This window comes from Bacillus chungangensis (assembly GCF_030812995.1).
GTDB lineage: Bacteria > Bacillota > Bacilli > Bacillales > Bacillaceae_C > Bacillus_CF > Bacillus_CF chungangensis.
Genome location: NZ_JAUSTT010000014.1, coordinates 20,411 through 38,825 on the forward strand (window position 1 = coordinate 20,411; position 18,415 = coordinate 38,825).

At 37.4% G+C, this 18,415-nt stretch carries 18 protein-coding genes and 1 pseudogene; 10 read left to right on the plus strand and 9 right to left on the minus strand.

Annotated elements, in window-relative coordinates; translation table 11 throughout:
- Positions 1–3 precede the first annotated feature (3 nt).
- Together J2S08_RS12220 and ytvI are read left to right on the plus strand one after the other, a co-directional pair.
- A complete protein-coding gene (locus J2S08_RS12220; RefSeq protein ID WP_307229873.1) occupies positions 4–612 on the plus strand; it encodes a TetR/AcrR family transcriptional regulator in 609 nt (202 codons plus the stop codon).
- Between the two features lie 403 nt (positions 613–1,015).
- Positions 1,016–2,134 carry a sporulation integral membrane protein YtvI gene (gene ytvI, locus J2S08_RS12225; RefSeq protein WP_307229876.1) on the plus strand — a complete coding sequence of 373 codons (1,119 nt, stop codon included), beginning with the start codon at positions 1,016–1,018 and terminating at the stop codon, positions 2,132–2,134.
- Between the two features lie 135 nt (positions 2,135–2,269).
- On the opposite strand, the gene J2S08_RS12230 is transcribed toward ytvI, so the two are convergent.
- A complete protein-coding gene (locus J2S08_RS12230) occupies positions 2,270–3,238 on the minus strand; it encodes an anti sigma factor C-terminal domain-containing protein (protein WP_307229878.1) in 969 nt (322 codons plus the stop codon).
- Positions 3,222–3,734, minus strand: a complete 513-nt coding sequence (locus tag J2S08_RS12235) for an RNA polymerase sigma factor (protein ID WP_307229880.1) — start codon at positions 3,732–3,734, stop codon at positions 3,222–3,224. The genes J2S08_RS12230 and J2S08_RS12235 overlap by 17 nt, the downstream gene beginning before the upstream one ends.
- A 157-nt stretch (positions 3,735–3,891) precedes the next feature.
- Between J2S08_RS12235 and J2S08_RS12240 the strand changes: the two genes are divergently transcribed.
- Positions 3,892–4,221 (plus strand): MazG-like family protein, encoded by a 330-nt coding sequence (locus J2S08_RS12240; RefSeq protein ID WP_307229882.1) that lies wholly within the window; start codon positions 3,892–3,894, stop codon positions 4,219–4,221.
- Between the two features lie 51 nt (positions 4,222–4,272).
- Here J2S08_RS12240 and J2S08_RS12245 read toward each other — a convergent pair whose 3' ends face one another.
- Positions 4,273–5,298 (minus strand): hypothetical protein, encoded by a 1,026-nt coding sequence (locus J2S08_RS12245; protein WP_307229883.1) that lies wholly within the window; start codon positions 5,296–5,298, stop codon positions 4,273–4,275.
- A 310-nt stretch (positions 5,299–5,608) separates the two neighbouring features.
- Between J2S08_RS12245 and J2S08_RS12250 the strand changes: the two genes are divergently transcribed.
- Positions 5,609–6,490 carry an Rpn family recombination-promoting nuclease/putative transposase gene (locus J2S08_RS12250; RefSeq protein ID WP_307229885.1) on the plus strand — a complete coding sequence of 294 codons (882 nt, stop codon included), beginning with the start codon at positions 5,609–5,611 and terminating at the stop codon, positions 6,488–6,490.
- Positions 6,469–6,693, plus strand: a pseudogene (locus J2S08_RS12255) (zinc ribbon domain-containing protein); the annotation flags it as partial. The gene J2S08_RS12250 and the pseudogene J2S08_RS12255, both read left to right, overlap by 22 nt.
- Positions 6,694–7,016: 323 nt before the next feature.
- On the opposite strand, the gene J2S08_RS12260 reads toward J2S08_RS12255, so the two are convergent.
- The 4 genes from J2S08_RS12260 to J2S08_RS12275 form a co-directional block, all read right to left on the minus strand.
- Positions 7,017–7,748: an AAA family ATPase gene (locus J2S08_RS12260; RefSeq protein WP_307229887.1), complete on the minus strand. Its 732-nt coding sequence runs from the start codon at positions 7,746–7,748 to the stop codon at positions 7,017–7,019.
- Positions 7,749–7,952: 204 nt separating this feature from the next.
- Positions 7,953–8,690, minus strand: a complete 738-nt coding sequence (locus tag J2S08_RS12265; protein ID WP_307229889.1) for a hypothetical protein — start codon at positions 8,688–8,690, stop codon at positions 7,953–7,955.
- A 22-nt stretch (positions 8,691–8,712) separates the two neighbouring features.
- On the minus strand, positions 8,713–9,159 hold the full coding sequence (locus J2S08_RS12270; RefSeq protein ID WP_307229891.1) for a peptidase M16 family protein: 447 nt from the start codon (positions 9,157–9,159) through the stop codon (positions 8,713–8,715).
- Positions 9,160–9,538: 379 nt separating this feature from the next.
- Complete coding sequence (locus J2S08_RS12275; RefSeq protein WP_307229893.1) at positions 9,539–10,486, minus strand: threonine ammonia-lyase; 948 nt, start codon at positions 10,484–10,486, stop codon at positions 9,539–9,541.
- A 933-nt stretch (positions 10,487–11,419) separates the two neighbouring features.
- On the opposite strand from J2S08_RS12275, the gene J2S08_RS12280 reads away from it, so the two are divergent.
- Both J2S08_RS12280 and J2S08_RS12285 read left to right on the plus strand, forming a co-directional pair.
- Complete coding sequence (locus tag J2S08_RS12280; protein ID WP_307229895.1) at positions 11,420–12,067, plus strand: GntR family transcriptional regulator; 648 nt, start codon at positions 11,420–11,422, stop codon at positions 12,065–12,067.
- A 36-nt stretch (positions 12,068–12,103) separates the two neighbouring features.
- Complete coding sequence (locus tag J2S08_RS12285; protein ID WP_307229897.1) at positions 12,104–13,039, plus strand: AEC family transporter; 936 nt, start codon at positions 12,104–12,106, stop codon at positions 13,037–13,039.
- Positions 13,040–13,426: 387 nt separating this feature from the next.
- Here J2S08_RS12285 and J2S08_RS12290 read toward each other — a convergent pair whose 3' ends face one another.
- Positions 13,427–14,557 carry a PdaC/SigV domain-containing protein gene (locus tag J2S08_RS12290; RefSeq protein ID WP_307229899.1) on the minus strand — a complete coding sequence of 377 codons (1,131 nt, stop codon included), beginning with the start codon at positions 14,555–14,557 and terminating at the stop codon, positions 13,427–13,429.
- A gap of 416 nt (positions 14,558–14,973) precedes the next feature.
- Between J2S08_RS12290 and J2S08_RS12295 the strand changes: the two genes are divergently transcribed.
- Entirely contained in the window at positions 14,974–15,762 is a 789-nt protein-coding gene (locus J2S08_RS12295) for a 4'-phosphopantetheinyl transferase family protein (RefSeq protein WP_307229901.1), read from the plus strand.
- A gap of 21 nt (positions 15,763–15,783) precedes the next feature.
- Here the strand turns inward: J2S08_RS12295 and J2S08_RS12300 are convergent, their stop codons facing one another.
- Positions 15,784–16,407 carry a TetR/AcrR family transcriptional regulator gene (locus tag J2S08_RS12300; protein WP_307229903.1) on the minus strand — a complete coding sequence of 208 codons (624 nt, stop codon included), beginning with the start codon at positions 16,405–16,407 and terminating at the stop codon, positions 15,784–15,786.
- Positions 16,408–16,627: 220 nt separating this feature from the next.
- Here J2S08_RS12300 and J2S08_RS12305 point away from each other — a divergent pair, with 220 nt between their 5' ends.
- Positions 16,628–17,341, plus strand: coding sequence for an ABC transporter ATP-binding protein (locus J2S08_RS12305; RefSeq protein ID WP_307229905.1), 714 nt, complete (start codon positions 16,628–16,630; stop codon positions 17,339–17,341).
- The gene (locus J2S08_RS12310; protein ID WP_307229907.1) at positions 17,335–18,348 is read left to right on the plus strand and encodes an ABC transporter permease; all 1,014 of its coding nucleotides are present in this window, start codon (positions 17,335–17,337) and stop codon (positions 18,346–18,348) included. Before J2S08_RS12305 ends, J2S08_RS12310 begins: the two co-directional genes overlap by 7 nt.
- Positions 18,349–18,415 lie beyond the last annotated feature (67 nt).

The window sequence follows — 18,415 nt, forward strand, 5'->3', positions numbered from 1 at the left end:
GGCTTGAGTAAGAAGAAAACAAGAGAACGAATGTTAACAGCTGCTTTAGAGCTTTTTAGTGAGAAGGGATATGCTGGTACTTCGACACGTGAAATTGCCGAACGTGCTGGGGTAAATCATATTACGCTTTTTCGCCATTTTGGCAGTAAAGAGAATTTATTCCAGGAAAGTGTAATATCTCATAAAACATATCGAGATTACTTTCCTAAAATTGAACAACAGTTGACAGGAGATATTGAACATGATCTTAGCATATTAGCAAAAACGTTTTTTGAGGTAAACTTGCCGATGAAAGAAGTTATTTGGGTGCACATGCGTGAAATCTATCAAAATGAGGAGTTCGAGAAGCTGTTTTTCGAGTATCCGAATAAATTGTTTCACCATCTTGTCGACTATTTAAATGACCTTTATGAACAAGGAAAAATTCCAAAAACGAATTTTAAAGCTAAGGCTAATGTGTTTTATTCGACGCTGTCTTCGATTCTCATTTTTCAATTAACGCTTCCTCATATGAATCAACATATTAATCCAGATTTGGATGAATTGATCTCGGAAATTGCGCATCTCTTTGCGATGGGACTGCTCTATCCTAGAGAACATGAGGACAGGTAAAACGATTTACCAAAAATAAAAAGGTTTCCTCATTAATATGATTGGTTTATACTTTTATACTATATATGGAATGTCAGAGACGGTATCTTCATGATTGCCGTTTCTTTTTCTCTAAAGTGTTGCCAATGCTTAGTCTGTTAAATTTATGGTAAAATGGAAGGTGTGGACTTGTATTAGAATGCACCATATTTGGGGCCATTTGGAACAACTGAATTGCCGTCATTTAAGAATCACTTAGTATTTACCCTGTTAAGGGGAGCTAAGAGTTATCTTACTTAAACAGGAAGTGAACGATTAAAACGAAAGAATAGCAAATGGACAAGTAGGTATTGGCTTACGTTTAACTACAATTAAACCGAACAGTCGGTTTATAGGAAAAGTCACCCTTGAAAGGAAGAACGCCATGCGCATATTTAACGCTATACTAGTTCATCGCATTTTTCGAGCTTTATGGGTCGCCTTCATCATTGCAGCAATCATCGCGCTGTTTTATTATGGATTTCCGATTATATATCCGTTTCTTATAGCTTGGCTGCTCGCATATATTATGAATCCATTCGTCCGATTTCTTGAGAAGAAAGGTCGATTTCCACGTGGATTAGCAGTTTTGACAGCCCTGCTTTTCATCGTTGTTATTATCTCACTGATCATTTTTGTCTTTACGACAAAGATCATTTCCGAATCTTCTCATATTATAGAACTACTGCAAGAAAAAATGGCGGTATGGATGAATTGGCTAAACGATTATTTTCTCTCTGATTCTTTTCAACAATTGTTTTTGGAGATCAGTACGGTGCTTGATTCGTTAGATGTTCAATCTTCCTTATCCCAAATTACTAGTACTATCGGGAGTGCAGGGACAACTATTGTCGCCTATTTGTTCACATTTTTAAAGTCTATTTTCCTGTTTTTCCCTAAGTTTGCGTTTAATAGCATTATCATTATGGTTGCTACATTTCTTATTAGCAAACAATGGAACTCAATTGCGGCCAAACTAAAGTCTGTGATACCAAATCGGATTCGCAGTTCAATCTGTGCAGTTGCCCGTGATTTGCAGCATGCTGTCTTTGGCTATTTAAAAGGGCACCTCATTTTATCAAGTATTACTGCGTTTGTATTTTTTATTGGCTTGCTTATTATTGGTGCTCCTTATGCCTTTACGATTGCGATTATTGGGGGAATAGTTGATCTTATTCCGGTTGTTGGCATACCAGCGATTATCGTTCCTTGGGCAGCATATGCTTTTTTCGAAGGGAACAACTTTTTAGGCACTGGATTATTGATACTATGGCCGATTATCCTTGTCACTCGACATGCATTAGAACCGAAGGTATACAGCTCTAGCATCGGATTGAATCCGCTGATGCTCCTTATCTTTTTGTTTGCAGGTTTAAAGTTATTCGGAGTTGTCGGAATCTTTATCGGCATTCTGGCGCTTGTTGCCCTGACAACACTTCAGAAAGCGGGTGTCTTCCGTGATGTATGGAGCTATATTATGACAGGAAAAGTTGCCTCAAACTGAAAGAGATGAGTGGGGATGGGTAGGATAGCCGAAAGATTTAGCGTAAATTTAGATTATTTCACTTTGATGCGGTTTTAGTACCTTGGGAATGATACAGGCATGCGAATCTCTTCCGCCTGTATCATTCCGCTTCACTTAATATTTATCAACGGTTGCGCCTAAAGAGGAAGCGCGAACAAACGGCTGGTCTTTATATTGCAGCAGCTCACTAGGCTCGCCGCTTATGATAACCCCGATTATTTCGAGATTTTCAGTTTTTAAATTTCCTTTTTTGTCGTTTGTTATATTTAATAAAGAAGAAACAGCTGGATTGTCAGGCTGCAACTTTTTCCATGATTGTAAAGTCCGAATAATTGTATCGGAAAGTTCGATTGGATAAGGAATACCGTATCCTGTTGTGGTTGATATTTCTCTTAGCATACTATTTGTCTCGTTCTCTGCTTTTATCCTATCTTTGCTAAAGCTATTTAACCACAGCCAGTTAAGATGCTTTTTTTGAAAGAAGTTCTCTACTTCCTTTAATGTATATGCTTGATCGAAAGAAATTGCCATTTCAATATATTGATCTTTTCTCATTTTGGAAAGTAAATTCATATTATTTGGCAAATTTTCATACATAATGTCTGGATGAAAAAAACCAGCTACACGTTTACCTGTTGCTTCGTGAATCATATCCCATTGCTTTGTATCCTCATTATAAGTGCCAAAGTTCCCTCCAGAGGGATCCTTGGCTCTTGGGTCTCGGAAAGGATATATATATGTTTCGATCTTATCCCATGGAATGATTCGTCCTCCCACCTTTTTAGTGACCAATGTTCTTGCAGTTGCTTTAAAAGCATCATAAGTATAATTGGCACCCGTCACTTGCACATTTGGCTCTCTTATTACTGTGAGAAACAATTCCTCTTCATACCATTTGTTGATTCGATATTGAATAAGCCAGTCGCTTGTTAGTTTGAACCCGAAGCCAACAACAACTGTGACAATGACGGAAATAAGAATATGACGAAACAACACTTTTCGTTTTGTTTTTTTTACAGTCTTATTAAAAACAGCTAAATCTAATTCTTCCTTAAATTTTTCCCGCTCATTTTTTTCGTTCATTTGTCATCCTCCTGTATTGGTCTAGAAATTGTTTTCTCGCCCGATGCAAGGTCATTTTTACAGAGGGGATACTTATATTTAACATATCCGCGATTTCCGTATATTTTAACTCCAAATCATATTTTAAAAGCAATATTTCCCGATATGGCTCTCGAAGCTGATGCAAGATTAGCTGAACATGCTCCTGAAACTCTTTTTCTAAGAGAATATCTTCTGGGAGATCGTCTATTGCTTCTTCGTCATACACGATTTTTTTAAGGATATGATTTGTACGCTTCTGTCTGCGAAGAATATCGTAAAACTGATTTATCGCTACTCTATACAGCCAGCTTTTTACTTTTGCAGCTTCAATCGCTTCAAGATTCATTAAGTATTTATAAGCGGTGTCCTGTACAATGTCTTCTGCATCTTGCGGATTAGCTCCCTTTTTTATTAAGTATCTATATACGTGTGAAAGCTGCTCATAAAGTGCGGCCTTAAATGCAGAATCATACATCTTTTCCCTCCTTCATCTCTATAACGAATGAAGCAACAAAAAGGTTAACCGAAAAAATGATTTTACTACTTTTTTATGCTGATTCGGAACAAATGTTCTTTTTATGATATAATCAAAAATAAGTAAATGGATCATTCGTGGAAAGGGAGAAGTTATGATGCAATTGTCTGAAGTACAGAAATGGATATATGAATTTTACAGCAAGAGAGGCTGGACGGAATATGGTCCATTTATTAGAGTAGGGTTTTTAATGGAAGAAGTAGGGGAAGTAGCGCAAGCAGTTCGTACGTATGAGATCGGCAGAGACCGCCCTGATGAAACGGAAAAATCTCTTCAGGAGTCTCGTCAAGCGATAGTAGAGGAATTAGGGGATGTAATTGGCAATGTGACATTACTAGCCAACATCTACGATATTAGCCTTGAAGAAATAATGGAAGCACACCAGAATAAACTAACAGAAAGATTCCAGCAGGAAAAGAAAGATTAAAGATTCTTACAACAGGTGGAGAGTGTTCCACCTGTTATAAGAGCGTTGTTTTTACTGAAAGAAAGCAGCTGCATCTTTGGCTACTTGCTCTGGAACCTTTAAGGAGAGCGGTTCTTGATGCAAATAATTAAAGACGTTCATATCGCTTGTTTCTAATAATCCAGATGTAAAGCGAGGAATGAGTCGGACATGCACCCAGTCAGCAGGTGTTGCTTTAATAGGAATAAAGACTGCTAGATTAAAGCTTGCTAATCCAATCTGTTGAAAATAGCCGAATAAGTGTGTCATGCTTTTGGCAAGAACATACCAGCTTTTTTCTGTTAATGCCGAAAGCGAAGGTGCGTCATCAAAGATGCCAATAAAGTCACAATGGCTTTTAGGGGCAAACGCGTGAACCCAAGCAATTGAACCTTCGCTACCGATCCACCTTTCATTCCGTTGTTGTTCCTCTGCTTTTAACGCAAGATAGTAGTTTTTCCTATGTTGTTCATAAAAGCTTTTACCATGTGCAAGCGTTGTCGCTTGATAGTTAGTCGGATGTTCAGATGCTAAAACATGTATATGTGGATGTAAAATACTCCCGCCAGATGCTGGCAAGTAGTTCCAGTTTATCGATGCATATGCTGTTTTTGGATCTGATTGTACTACTTTTTGTACATAATCATGGGCAGCAACAAATGCATTTTCGATCAATGAGGGCTTAAAATCTTCAAGAGGAACATAGTGCTGATCCGTCATTCTAACGACTGCATTATGTTTGCTATACGGAAATAAATTAGGAAAAACAACTGCTTCCCCTTTTTTCATTCTTCCGCCAGCGATCAGTTCATCCGGAAAAGTTGGGGTAAGGTTCATCACATTTTCTGAACAAAAAGGACAATTTTTCCCACTCGTTTTCTTTGCAACATCACTATAGTCGGGTGTAGTAAAAGGTGCGCCTGGATCAAAAATAATTCGCGATGATTCCCCAGTCAGCGGGTCAAAACGTACTTCTGTCTGGCGGTCAATCAACTCGCCGTCTTGCATTGGATCATGAAACGTAAAAAACTCTGATTTTTTTTGAAAAGATATGGCCATGTGCTCCATCCTCCTTCAAGGTTTTATTTGTTAAAACAAGGTAAAGCTCTTGCACGTTGTAGTGCAAACGTATATGAAAAAAGCCGGATCATTGATGCTAACTCTATTCTAGCGATTAAAACGAAAAAAGTCAGTCTCTTTCATGCTAAATCTTTCCTTTTCTTTTTATCGTTCAACGTCGCTTTAATAACATAAAAAGAACACTTGTTCCTATTAGGTTTCTTTGCTATACTATTTATGAAGATGAATTCTCCATCATAGACCGTCCCCTATTTTTCTCATCTCAATACTTCAATAAGGATGTGCTACAATGTTGTCAACGATGGTTCTTCGAGAAAAGCCACGACGCTACACAGATCACGATCGCTTATTTAAAGAGTTAATTCGCACATTTTTTTCAGAGTTTTTAGAAGCTTTTTTCCCGCATATTCACGCACATATCGATTTTTCCTACATGAAGCTGCTTTCTGAGGAAGTCTTTACCGATGTAACTGCTGGTGAAAGAAGGCGGGTGGACATCCTCATAGAAACAAAACTGCGTGGAAAAAATACGATCATCATTATTCACGTCGAACCCCAATCCTATTCTCAAACCAAATTCAACGAAAGGATGTTTATCTACTTCAGCAGATTATATGAAACACATCGAAAACCGATACTGCCGATTGCTGTCTTTAGCCATGATGAGAAACGAGACGAACCAACCGATTTTTCCATTGCTTTCCCGTTTCAAAAGGTGCTTGCTTTCCAATTTTTAAAGCTGCAGCTGCGAAACATGAATTGGCGAAACTTTGTTTACGCTAAAAATCCAGTTGCTGCTGCGTTGCTAAGTAAAATGAATGTCACTACAAAAGAACGAGTCCAAGTAAAACTGGAATTTTTGCGCATGCTTGTTCGTATGGAATTGAATCCAGCAAAAATGACACTAATAAATGGCTTTTTTGAAACTTATTTAAAACTCGATCAAAAGGAGGAAAATAAACTGATGGAAGAGATCAAACAACTTGAACCGGAGGAAGCAAGAGGAATCCTAAGCCTACCAAATTCATGGATTGAAAGAGGAATTGAAAGAGGAATTCAACAAGGTATAGAAAAAGGTATAGAACAAGGTATAGAACAAGGTATAGAACAAGGTATAGAACAGGGCGTAGAACGAGGGATTAGACAAGGAAAGGAACAGGAAAGCAGATAGTAACTGTATCTAAAACCTTTGCAAGCTCTCAATTATGTTCAGTTTGTGGCTACCAAAACAAAGACGTTAAGAATCTCAATCTTCGCGAATGGAATTGCCCTTCTTGTGATACACATCATGATAGAGATATTAACGCAGGACAAAATCTTAAAAACGAAGCCATAAGACTTCTAACCGTAGGAACTACGGGGGTAGCCTACTAAATAACTGGTGGGTACACTGGTGTTCGTAGGAATCCCCCACTTCAAGCAACTCGTAAGAGTGCTAAGTGGCGGGTAGTTCAAGATGGTGATGGAAGTTTAATTGTATGATGAAAATGGAAATAAAAAAGTTTTTTGTCGACACTGAATTAATAGAGCAAAGAGCTATTTCTCTTCCAGAAGATGAAATATTTAATTCTAAGTTAAAAAAGCGACTCCATTAACATGGAATCGCTTTTTAGATTTACTTAACAATACAAGATTGTAGAATCATTTTCCAGATAACCTACTTGGCTTATTTTTATTAAAAGGTTTCTTTTTATCAATCATGAGGGTTGTTGATAATTAGATCTTTCTGTACTATCTAACATTATTTCAAAAGCTTCATCAGGATTACTTGTATCATATTTTTGCAGCCACTCTTGAAAATCACCCTCATAAACAATCGATCCTTGATGAAGCATGATAAGATGACATTCCAAATTCATTAAATCTTGAAGTTGATGTGTGGACATGATGCATGTTTTCCCGTTTCGGATTAAGGCGCTGATTTTTGTAAAAATCTTTCGTCGTGATGAAGGATCTACTCCACTTGTTGGTTCATCAAAAATATATATACTTCTATTAATAATTTGACTAAGCAAAGTAATAAATAGCCATTTCCTCTCTCCTAGCGACATCTTCCCCAATTTTAAATCCCATAAATGAATAAATAGCTCTTTTTCTCGATCTGTCAATGGTTCTAGAAAGTACTGAACATCTTTATTGGCTGGCCGATTATCTAAACGTAAGATGAACTTTGCAAAGTCCTTCCCTTTTATAACTGGTGAAAAATAAATTGTTTGTGTTAAATATAGTATTTCGTTTATATTTGGAAGGTTGATGTCTCCGCTTTGTGGCGTTAATACCCTCGTTATACAATCAAATAGGGTTGTTTTTCCAGAGCCATTGACACCTACGATGGCGTTGATCTTTTCCTTTTTTAATGTAAATGAAACATCGTCTAAAACATATTTTGTTCCTTTCGGATATTTAAATGTTAAATTTCTTATATCCATATGTTATTCCTTTCTTTTTTTATCCCACATCTAACTGGCAGTAAATGTCCGATTGGTTCGGGCCAACAGGACAAGGAAAGCTTCGGCAGCAATACATCGCACGAAGAAAAGCGGTTTCCTTTTCGAGGACGTTGCGATCTTAGCCTTTGTTCTACTTCTTATCAGTGGAGGATGAGAGAAAATCCCCACTAATGGAAGTTTATTTTATCTTTGTATGACAGAAAGCAAGTTTAACTTTCTTAAAGAGACAATTCCGATAGCTAAATAGAACAAGGAGACGAAGAAGATTCCTATATGAAATCCGTTATATTGTAAAATATGAAGTCCATTTGCGAATGTCATCGTCATTTCGTATATTAATTTGTATGGATTGAATAGTTTAAGTAAATAAAACTCACTCGAATGAAAGCTTACTGCAACTAAAAAAATTGGATAGATAAAGATATTTACGATTGTCGTTAAATTATTATACTGGACAGGCAAGTTAGCTAAAGACAGCGTAGCCAAACCAAAGGGTAATGCTAATAACATGCCTATCAATGGAACGATAACAAGTTTCAGGGAAAATACATTGTATATAGACGAAATAATAAAAGTGAAAAGCAATAGACTTACAGAACAAAACACAATTTGCGTTAATAGCATTCCAAAAATAAAAATGTACTTATTCCCTGCAATTAACGTATACGTTTTCAACAAACCGTATTCACGTAGTCTTGCAGCTTGAAGTCCAACTCCGTTTAAAAATGTACTAATAATAATAAATACCCAAAACCAGCCAAAATACTTGATAAGTTCGTTTGGATCAGTTAATGAATCCAACATGCTTTTCTGTACTAATAGTGCGATAAAGACAGGGAAAATAATCGACCAAACAAACGCTATTTTTTCTGCAAATATCATTTTTATGTTTAATAGGAAAAATCCTAAAACTTTATGCACTTATTTCATCCCTTCTATACGATTAGTCAACTATCAAGCCTTTAATGAGAGAAGTAGAAGGTTCATAAGAAAAAATATCATGAATGACGTCTTCTATATCATTCTTAGTCTGTTTTTCAATTTGTTGATAGATGTCATCAATATGTTGGAAGTTCATAAAAGATTGTTCATTTATGTCTAAGATCTCATTTTTTCCAAAATCAATCATTCTAGTTCCAATATTCTCAAGCCCAAATACAATGTTTCCTTTCATGATTGCTTTTCCTCTTCTTAATTCCTCGTTAGTAATACCGCGTTTATTTAAATGATGAAAAATATTGGTTATAGCTCTAACTCCAACTTCTTTATTTCTAACTTCTTGGTTTCCTGTTAATACCCCTGTACCGAATTGTGAATCATTGTTTACGGGTGTAAGATTAAAAGGTTCATGTGTTTTTGAGTACTCATCTGTCGGCCCATTTATACTCATTTTTTATCACCTCCTTTAAGAATGACTATTTTTACATTTGATTGCGTTATTCTGTTCTCCGTTACTTATCCAATAATTTCATATAATTGGAATTAAGTGATTAAACGGAAAGATATAACACTCATATTGTACTATCAGAATTCTCACTACACAATATAATTTGTTAATATGGATCATTTGTATCATTTTATAGCTTTTAATTATAAATTTTTCTGTTTTATGCAAAACAAATATCCATAAAAATAGGCATTTTTTATATGAGGGATAAAATAAATTAGGTAGTTTATACTGTGTGTAGAGAGTGATTTTCAAAGGCCAAATAAAAAGCCCGCCTGTCATTTGACAAAGCGGGCCTATTGATCGTAAATGACAGAGGTGATTAACTCAATAGTTGTGAAAGCTTTGTTAAGTCAACATTGCCTCCTGAGGCGATAGCTGCTACTTTTTTTCCTTTGAACGGAATTTTATGAAACATTGCCGCAGCAATTGTTGTTGCGCTTGAGGGCTCAATGACCTGTTTCATTCTTTCGAGGACGAAGTGAAGCGCTTGTTTGATTTCTGTTTCTGAAACTAGGACAAGGTCATCGAGGTATTTTTGTAAAATCGGGAAAGTTAGGTCGCCAGGCTGTGATGTCCGCAATCCATCGGCAATCGTTGCTGTCCCACTAATGGATGTAATCTGACCCTTTTGTAGAGATAAGTAGGTATCATTGGCTAGCGCTGGTTCGACACCAATCACTTGAATGCTTGGCTTCGTCTCTTTTATAGCAGTCAAAATGCCAGCACATAGTCCACCACCGCCAACTGGAATGATAACGGCATCGACATCGCTTACTTGTTCAAGAATTTCTAGGCCGATCGTTCCTTGTCCAGCAATGATTTGAGGATCATCATATGGCGGAATAAAGACACCGTCAAGTTGAGCAGCGATTTCGATCGCTTTCGGAATCCGTTCAGCAGAAGTTGTCCCACATGTGACGATGTTTCCATTATATGCTTGGATGGCATTCCGTTTGCATGTGCTTACATCTTCAGGGACTATAATCGTTGCATCGACGCCTAGTTGCTGGGCGATATAGGCGACAGCTTGGCCATGGTTGCCTGAAGAAGCAGCGGTTATATGCTTGGCACCTTGTTGGACTGCATGTTTGACTTTATTCGTAGCTCCACGGATTTTAAAGGATCCCGTCTTCTGTAGATGTTCTAATTTTAAAAATAGTTGATTGCCACAAACTTTCGATAGCTGTGTAGATGTGAGAATTGGTGTTAAATGAATCGTATTTCTGATTTTCTCTTTAGCATGTAAAATATCCTGTAAATGAACCAACATATTCACTTCCTTCATAGTGCTATTCATATTTGCCTTTATTATAGCATTGATGAAGTTTGCAATAGAGAATCGATTTTAGCATAAAAAAGGGTATTTCATTCGTGATTGGTATTTCGTTTCTTTTCTGTACGAAAAGAAGATGATGAAAGTGGGAGTAACTCCTATACATATGATAGATAAAGTGAAACTTCCATGAGTGGGGGTTTGCTCTCATCCCACTGATAAGAGGTAGAACAAAGGCTAAGATCGCAACGTCCTCAAAAAGGAAACCGCTTTTCTTCGTGCGATGTTGATTCAAGTCGGCCCGAACCAATCGGACATTTTCTGGCAGTTATCCTCCACCGATTCCTCTTACTCTTGAGGTGGAGGTCTTACTGGGATAAATAGGACATTCAATATGGAGATTTTTTGAAACAACCCCTTCACTTCAAAGATGGCTGCATAGTGAATCTGTTATCGACCATTAAGCAATGAAAGTTGATGTGTCGGTACTTTACGAAAAAATCTTGTTGTCCATTGTTTTCATCATCTAAATTGACATAATTATCAGTATCGTATACAATAATCACGTTGGATTTTTGTACTTTTTGCTTAAAACTACCAATTACTCTACTATCTATTAAATTTGAGAAGATACAATTATATGATCGTTCGTGCGTGCAATGAGATGCTAGTTCAATAGTCTTTTTTAACTGGGCTTCCGTAAAGAATTCTCCCACTTCTAACTCATCATGATAGGGATGTGAATGCAAGTAAGAAGTTACTGAAACTAGCCATGTAGTTGGTATTCTTTAGGGGTAGGGCCTGCCCTTATAGCTTGGTAAATAAAAGTAGCTAACAAAAGTATCTAGTTCCCAAGAAGCTTCCACTTCAATTAGAACGTAAGGTCGATAAGTGGTGAGTAGTTCACTGAAAGGAGTGATATGGCAATTGACTCGCCGTCCGCTTCGAAATGATGCTAGACAAATTATTTTAGATCGGATATTGAATGGGGAGATACCCGCTGGGAGTCGGATTATTGAATCTGTTCTTGCCGCAGAACTAGGTATAAGTAGAACACCTATGCGAGAGGCGCTCCTTGAATTAAAACATTATGGTTTTTTAAGGTCTGATTTGGCGCGAGGCTTTATGGTGCTGCCGCTTACTGTTCGCGAAGTAGAAGAGCTTTACCCAATTATTTGGCATTTAGAGAAGTTAGCAATGCAAATAACTGGTTTGGAGAAGCTGCAGCAGCAGACATCTACATTAAGAGAGTTGAACTTGATGCTGAAGGAAGTGAAAGACGATCCAAATCGTGCATTGGAATTGGATTCTAAATGGCATCAACACTTGACAGCGTCTTGTACAAATAAGAAATTATTGAAAATGATACGTGAAATGACCCATTTAATTCGCCGTTACGAGTATGCTTACATGTGGAATAAAGACCTTGTCCTGCGATCTTTCCAAGAACATGCAAACATCACTGACACAATCGCAAGCGGTGATCTAGATAAAGCATTGGAATTGATAGAACAGCATTGGTCTATAGGCATGGCATCTTTAAAACAGAGAATGCAGCAAAACATCCGTCAATAGAAACTGCCGTGGTCATCACGTTTTTTGGAGGAGTTTATGGAGTTTACAACTATTTTATCTTCAGTTGCGGTTATGGGCATTATGATTGGTATTGGCATGTTATTAAGAAAAAGGCTTGATTTTAATGCTGATTCACAAGCAATGCTTATTTCCATCATTGTCAATGTCGCGATGCCTTGTATTATCATTGCTAGTATTTTTCAATTTCCAATGGATTCTCATGTATTTCACCTTGTTTTTTTAACTTTTATGTTTTCTGTTTTAATTAATATAGCAGGAATAGGGATAGGATGGCTCGTTGCGAGATTGATGAAATATCCAAATCAAAAAGCAAAAGAAATGGCCATTGTATCTGGACTTGGAAATACGGGTTTTATTGGTATACCGCTTTGTGCCATTTTATTTGGGCCAAAAGGAGCGTTATTGGCAGCAGTATTTGATGCTGGTTTAGACTTCACACTTTGGTCTGTTGGCGTCCTCTTATTACAAAAAGAAGCTGCTTTTTCGTTTCGTTCATTGAAAGCAATGATCAATATTCCGATGATTGCGATCATAGTCGGACTAACACTCGGCTATTTTCAGTTTCAACCGCCAACATTTATTGTGTCGCTGACAGCTAATTTAGCTAGTATAGCTAGTCCGTTGGCAATGATGTATATTGGACTTTTAGTGCCAACTCTATGGGGAAAAGTAGGTTCGATTTCAAAGCTTCAGCTTGGTATACCCATTATACTTAAATTGTTGCTATTTCCTACTGTGACAATCTTGATATTAAGTTTAATCAGTTTGGATATGGGAATAACCCAAGTTGCACTTGTTCAATCGACCATGCCTACGATTACAATCGCATCCATTGTGTTTACGAAATATCGTGCCGATGGAGATATGGCCGCTGCGGCAACTATTTTTTCTACATTGCTTGCTTTGTGTACAATCCCTGTAATGGTGTATGTTGGTGGGCTCTTCATCTAGCAATGGGGACTATCCTAAAAGTCGTTTATATAACTTTTGGGACAGTCCCATTCGATTTTTGACTAGAAACTCGATCGGTGATGAACAAAAGGAAGCAGGCGAGTTATCAATCAAATTTATTGCTGATAAGCCGAACCAAAGGAATTGTCAGTCGAATTCACAGGTTTATAAGCCAAAACGAGCAAGTTATCAGCCCAATCAAACTGTTTATCATCTGAGGCAATCAATGTTGAAAAACGCTTCAGTTATTCGTTCAGTACAGCCATCCTTAAAAGGAGTTGTGCATTTTATCACAATCTGCTGAAAGGCCAGCTACGGATGCGAATAACAAATAAAGGTTTAGGGACATTAAGACGACCTTTCTTTCCATAAATCCTTTCGTGATTTTTAACGGACGGCTAAAATTTCAATATCATGATGTTTGTTTGTTGTCACATTTGCTTCGAGAACTTTTTCTGCAAACGATACTGGTACGTATACCTTTTTTTCAAATATTTCTGGTGCAGCCTCCAATTGAAAAGGTGTGATGCGTCCATAAAAATAACGATTCTCCCCTACCTTAACAGATGTCCAACGGTTGTTTTTTTGCAATTCATAGGTTTGCTCTTCCTGATTAGACTTTAATTCATAGCCTAAATGTACGGCTAAATCTTGGAGTGCAACCATTGGTATGCTTTTTAGGCCTTCTTTTTTTACATATCCAGCAATAGGGGTTCCATTGACTTCTACCTTTAAAGGCTCCTTCTGATCGAGTTCTACTATTAAATCAGCATATTTTTGTTGTATTAATGGTTTTACTTCGGATATAGGCAACTGTATTACTGGAGTTCCCATAACCCCAGGTGCAATTTCATATTTGTCAAAAATAATGCCGAGTTGTCCATTTTCAATATAAAACGGTTGCTCCTCCCTAAAGGATTGGAAACCAAATTCTCCTGTAAAGAATTCTTCTTGGCTTTTCTCGATTTCATGCAAGATGAGGTTATTTAGACCTTTGTTATCTTTGACAAGCTCATTCAGATGGATTTGTTTCCCTTGTTTTCCGTCTACTATATTGACAGATGCAACTGTTGTGTTGTCGTTTGCGCCACCGCTATAAATGTTTGTCGTCATGACAATAGAAAGAAATGGACCTGCGTATTTTGCATCTGACTGAACGATGAGCTCATACTTATGGAATTTATAACCCGCTTTTTTAGCTTCCTTTGCTTCGTTTTGCGCTTCTTTTTGCAGTTCTTCTATTAGAATATTTATTTTTTTATCAATCTCTTGATTGATTTTCTTTTCAAATTTTTTATCCGTTAAACCTTTTACAACTGGCTGTGAAATATGGATATTCATATAATCTGTTTCTTTGATACGTTTTTTAAATGCAACAAAAGCGGAATTTACGTCCGTGCTTTCTAATGCTGCCATGCTATATGCAGTTTCTTTCGCTGCAGCTTCTATAAAGGCAGGTGTCAAACCTCCCAGCAAGACCGTACTTGAAAGGCCGATCGTCATGACTTTTTTAAACATATGAACCACTCCTTGAGATAGTATCTACCAAGTATATTACGCTAAGCATAGAGGGATTTGGTTAAACAAAAGTTACAATTGCTGAAATAGGGTCTATTTACACATCTCATTTTTTGTTGATTGAATAAGAGGAAAGTAGCAATTCAAGTGCCAGTTAATAGAGAAAGACAATTATTGAACATAATAAATACATTTGGTTGATATTCCATCATTTCTCTCTTATACTAACAACATATTTTCCGAATTATCTGTTTCTAATTCCTATTCCAAGAGTTGGGAGAATCTGGTGGAAGATCACCGAAAGCAAATCATTGTTTCGCCTAGAGGATTTTTTAGCAATAAATGATTTTGCATCATAGGCAAAGCAACCAAAAGAATACGATAGAGAGCATGAAAGAAGAAAGGAAACGTAAAACATGTCTATATCATTTTTAAAGCAGAAGATTCAACCTGAAACTTGTCATATATGGTATGCAGATGTTACTGATGAACATGATTTATTTAGGCATTTGATTAGTTCAGAAGAAAATGAACGTTATGTTTCTTTTAGGCGTTCAAAGGATCGAGATCGTGCCCTTGTTTCTTACAGCCTTGTTCGATTAGTGCTTGCTCATTATACAGACCTGCAGCCATATGAATTGAATATAATTCGCACTTGTCCTCAATGTGGAAAGTCTCACGGAAAACCAAGGTTGGTGATGCATCCTGACGATCACCTTCAGTTTAATGTATCCCATTCTGGAAACATCGTAATAATGGCCGTTACAGTTGAAAATCCCGTTGGTATTGATGTTGAACAGATAGACCCGCGTTTATCAGCTGAAGAATTAATAAAAAAAGTACTTTCTCCTAGTGAACGGCAAGTTTTGTTCCAGCTTCCGAAAGAGGAGAGAGTTCAGCACTTTTATACATATTGGACACGAAAGGAAGCCATTCTAAAAGCAACAGGACAAGGATTAACCATCCCTCTTGAACATGTAACCGTTTCATGCCCGACTGAACGTGCCGAACTGCTAATGTGGGCAAATGAACAAGAACGAGTAGACAGATTCACCATGCACGATCTTCATTTATGGGAAGATTATAAAGCTTGCTTGGCAGTAATCGGAACTTGCAAGAAAGTTGAAGTTAAAAATGGTTCGGCCTTACTTGCAGATTGGCGGCACAGTGATAAGACACTTCGGCAATCAGGGTATTTATCGTAACTTGAGGGGAATGGTCCATGATCATGTTGTTTTATTTTGGATATGAAGCCCAAGTGTGTGAATCGGGCCTTTTGTTAACAATGTTTGCAGTTTTTTAGCCATTTGTTCTGGAGTCTGTATCGTGCCATTTTTTACCCACCATTCGATTAAGCCGATAACAGCAGAAGAGATAAAGATAAGAAGAATCTCCCTATCCAACTCGTCTATTCGTTCTGTAATGTGAAGATCTTTAAATTCTTTATTAAACTTTTGTAAGAAATGCTGTTGTAGTTTCGTACGGAAGGCAGGAATATCATCTCTTAGAAACATGGATTGAAAAAAAGAATCGTGTTCCTTTAAATGTACAAAAGCTTTTTGTGCATAGTGAAGCAATGTTTGATCATCAACTATATCGTTGTGAATATATGCTTTTGGTTGGATAATATCCGAGAATTTCTTCAGCTCTGTGTCAATTAAATGGTCAAGCAATTGATATTTATCCTCATAGTGCAAGTAAAAAGTACCCCTTCCAATCATCGCATGATTCGCAATGTCTTTAATTGTAATCGTACTAAAGCTTTTTTGTCTTAATAAGTCAAGAAAGCTTTTTTTAATGGCCTGACGTGTTTTTATTACCCGCAAGTCAGTGATAGATTCGTTTTCCATGTCGAATATTCATCCTTTCTCCGTTGTGTAGACAGTTTTATAAGACAGTTTAACGTTGTTTGTCTATTAATAGCCACTGTTCCTATCATTGCGTATTGTCTAGGCAGCAAAGCTATTTTACCATAAATAATAGACACACTGTTCAATAATGAAGTCTGATATTTACACACTTTTTGTTTTTCATGGATTGGTTAAAAATTGAATGAAAGGAGTGGCGAAAATGCTGAAAGGTGAACATATTTCCAAGGCATATAAAGAACAGCTCGTTTTAAATGACCTCTCCATTTCTCTTGCTTCGGGAGAGATATATGGCTTGATCGGCCCTTCCGGTTCTGGAAAAACAACCTTAATAAAGGTGCTATTGGGGTTGGAGAAATTAACGAAAGGAGAGGTGGCATTGTTCGGGCGGAAGCCGTCTATTTCCGCTTTTCATCACCTTGGCTATATGGCACAGTCAGATGCGCTTTATGAAGAATTAACATGCAAGGAGAATTTAGATTTTTTTGCCACTATACAAGGGCTGCGTGGTCGACAAAGGAAAGAGCGAATGATGGCTGTTGCTAAAATGGTTCATTTAGAAAATGATTTGCAAAAGAGAGTGCTTCATTTCTCAGGCGGCATGAAAAGGCGTTTGTCTTTAGCTTGTGCATTATTGCATCAGCCAAAGCTCTATATACTAGATGAACCGACTGTTGGTTTAGACCCTATTATTCGGCAATCGCTTTGGTCGCTGTTTCACCAATTAAAAACGGAAGGTGCTACGATCATTGTTACAACCCATGTAATGGATGAGGTGTATCGTTGTGATCGGGTTGGTTTGTTACAATCAGGCAAGCTTTTGGCAGAGGGATCACCTGACGATTTACTACAAACCTATCAAGTAGATAATATCGAAGCGATTTTTATGCGAGAGGAGGAAGGGGTGCAATGTTAAGTATTGCAGCGCTAATTAAACGAATTAGCCGTCAATTTATTCGCGATCGGCGAACGCTCGCACTATTAATTGTGGCGCCGCTTTTCATTTTTACCTTGCTTTGGGTTGTGTTTACGACAGAAGCATATGAACCGAAAATCGCTGTCATCAACGAGGACACCTCTTTACAATCACCTTTTGAGAAGTCAGATTATGTCTTGTTGACAGAAGCTGAGGCGAAAAAAATGCTAAACGAGCGGAAAATAGACGCCTATCTTCGATTATTTCCTTCGCCAACTATTTATTTAGAAGGCAGTGAACCAGCTAAAAATCAAGCGGTGTTGATGAAGCTTCAAAAAACGATGCAAACAATGAAAGAGGGAGCAAAGCAAGAATTGGATATTCATTATCTTCATGGAAGTAAAGATTTAACTTCATTTGATGCATTTGGACCAGTGTTGCTTGGCTTTTTTACATTCTTCTTCGTCTTTTTAATTAGTGGTGTTTCTTTTTTGCGGGAAAGGACGACTGGAACGCTAGATCGTTTAATGGCTTCCCCGATTAAAAACAGTGAAATTATCTTCGGCTACCTTATTGGATTTGGCATCTTTGCTTCACTTCAGTCCGTTATTTTGACGAGCTATGGTATATATGTGTTAAAGATGTATCATGCTGGGCGGCTTATCGACGTATTAATGATTATTTTGATTCTATCCTTTAGTGCGCTGACACTTGGGATGCTGTTATCAGCGTTTGCTCGCAATGAGCTGCAATTAATGCAGTTTATTCCAGTTGTCATTATTCCTCAGGTTTTCTTCTCAGGTATTTTTCAATTTGAAACCTTGCCAGAATGGGCGCAGTGGCTTGGAAAGGCGACACCTTTATATTATGCTGCTGATGCACTCAAGGGCATTATGCTAAGGGGAGAAGGTTTCGCAAGCTGGTGGGGGAGTGGACTTGTGTTGATCGGATTCTCTTTCTTGTTTATATGGATGAACTTAGGAGCTTTACGGGCTTATCGGAAATAAATGTGACTGTTTTATGGTGTAAAATGAAAAAAGTCGGGAGTTATTTTAGCAGCGCTAGACTCCCGAT

What these genes read in the sequence shown, in the direction of transcription:
- ytvI (WP_307229876.1), top strand. Translation starts at nt 1,016, where the DNA reads ATGCGCATATTTAACGCTATACTAGTTCATCGCATTTTTCGAGCTTTA.
- J2S08_RS12230 (WP_307229878.1), bottom strand. Translation starts at nt 3,238, where the DNA reads ATGAACGAAAAAAATGAGCGGGAAAAATTTAAGGAAGAATTAGATTTA.
- J2S08_RS12235 (WP_307229880.1), bottom strand. Translation starts at nt 3,734, where the DNA reads ATGTATGATTCTGCATTTAAGGCCGCACTTTATGAGCAGCTTTCACAC.
- J2S08_RS12240 (WP_307229882.1), top strand. Translation starts at nt 3,892, where the DNA reads ATGCAATTGTCTGAAGTACAGAAATGGATATATGAATTTTACAGCAAG.
- J2S08_RS12245 (WP_307229883.1), bottom strand. Translation starts at nt 5,298, where the DNA reads ATGGCCATATCTTTTCAAAAAAAATCAGAGTTTTTTACGTTTCATGAT.
- J2S08_RS12250 (WP_307229885.1), top strand. Translation starts at nt 5,609, where the DNA reads ATGTTGTCAACGATGGTTCTTCGAGAAAAGCCACGACGCTACACAGAT.
- J2S08_RS12260 (WP_307229887.1), bottom strand. Translation starts at nt 7,748, where the DNA reads ATGGATATAAGAAATTTAACATTTAAATATCCGAAAGGAACAAAATAT.
- J2S08_RS12270 (WP_307229891.1), bottom strand. Translation starts at nt 9,159, where the DNA reads ATGAGTATAAATGGGCCGACAGATGAGTACTCAAAAACACATGAACCT.
- J2S08_RS12285 (WP_307229897.1), top strand. Translation starts at nt 12,104, where the DNA reads ATGGAGTTTACAACTATTTTATCTTCAGTTGCGGTTATGGGCATTATG.
- J2S08_RS12290 (WP_307229899.1), bottom strand. Translation starts at nt 14,557, where the DNA reads ATGTTTAAAAAAGTCATGACGATCGGCCTTTCAAGTACGGTCTTGCTG.
- J2S08_RS12295 (WP_307229901.1), top strand. Translation starts at nt 14,974, where the DNA reads ATGTCTATATCATTTTTAAAGCAGAAGATTCAACCTGAAACTTGTCAT.
- J2S08_RS12300 (WP_307229903.1), bottom strand. Translation starts at nt 16,407, where the DNA reads ATGGAAAACGAATCTATCACTGACTTGCGGGTAATAAAAACACGTCAG.
- J2S08_RS12305 (WP_307229905.1), top strand. Translation starts at nt 16,628, where the DNA reads ATGCTGAAAGGTGAACATATTTCCAAGGCATATAAAGAACAGCTCGTT.
- J2S08_RS12310 (WP_307229907.1), top strand. Translation starts at nt 17,335, where the DNA reads ATGTTAAGTATTGCAGCGCTAATTAAACGAATTAGCCGTCAATTTATT.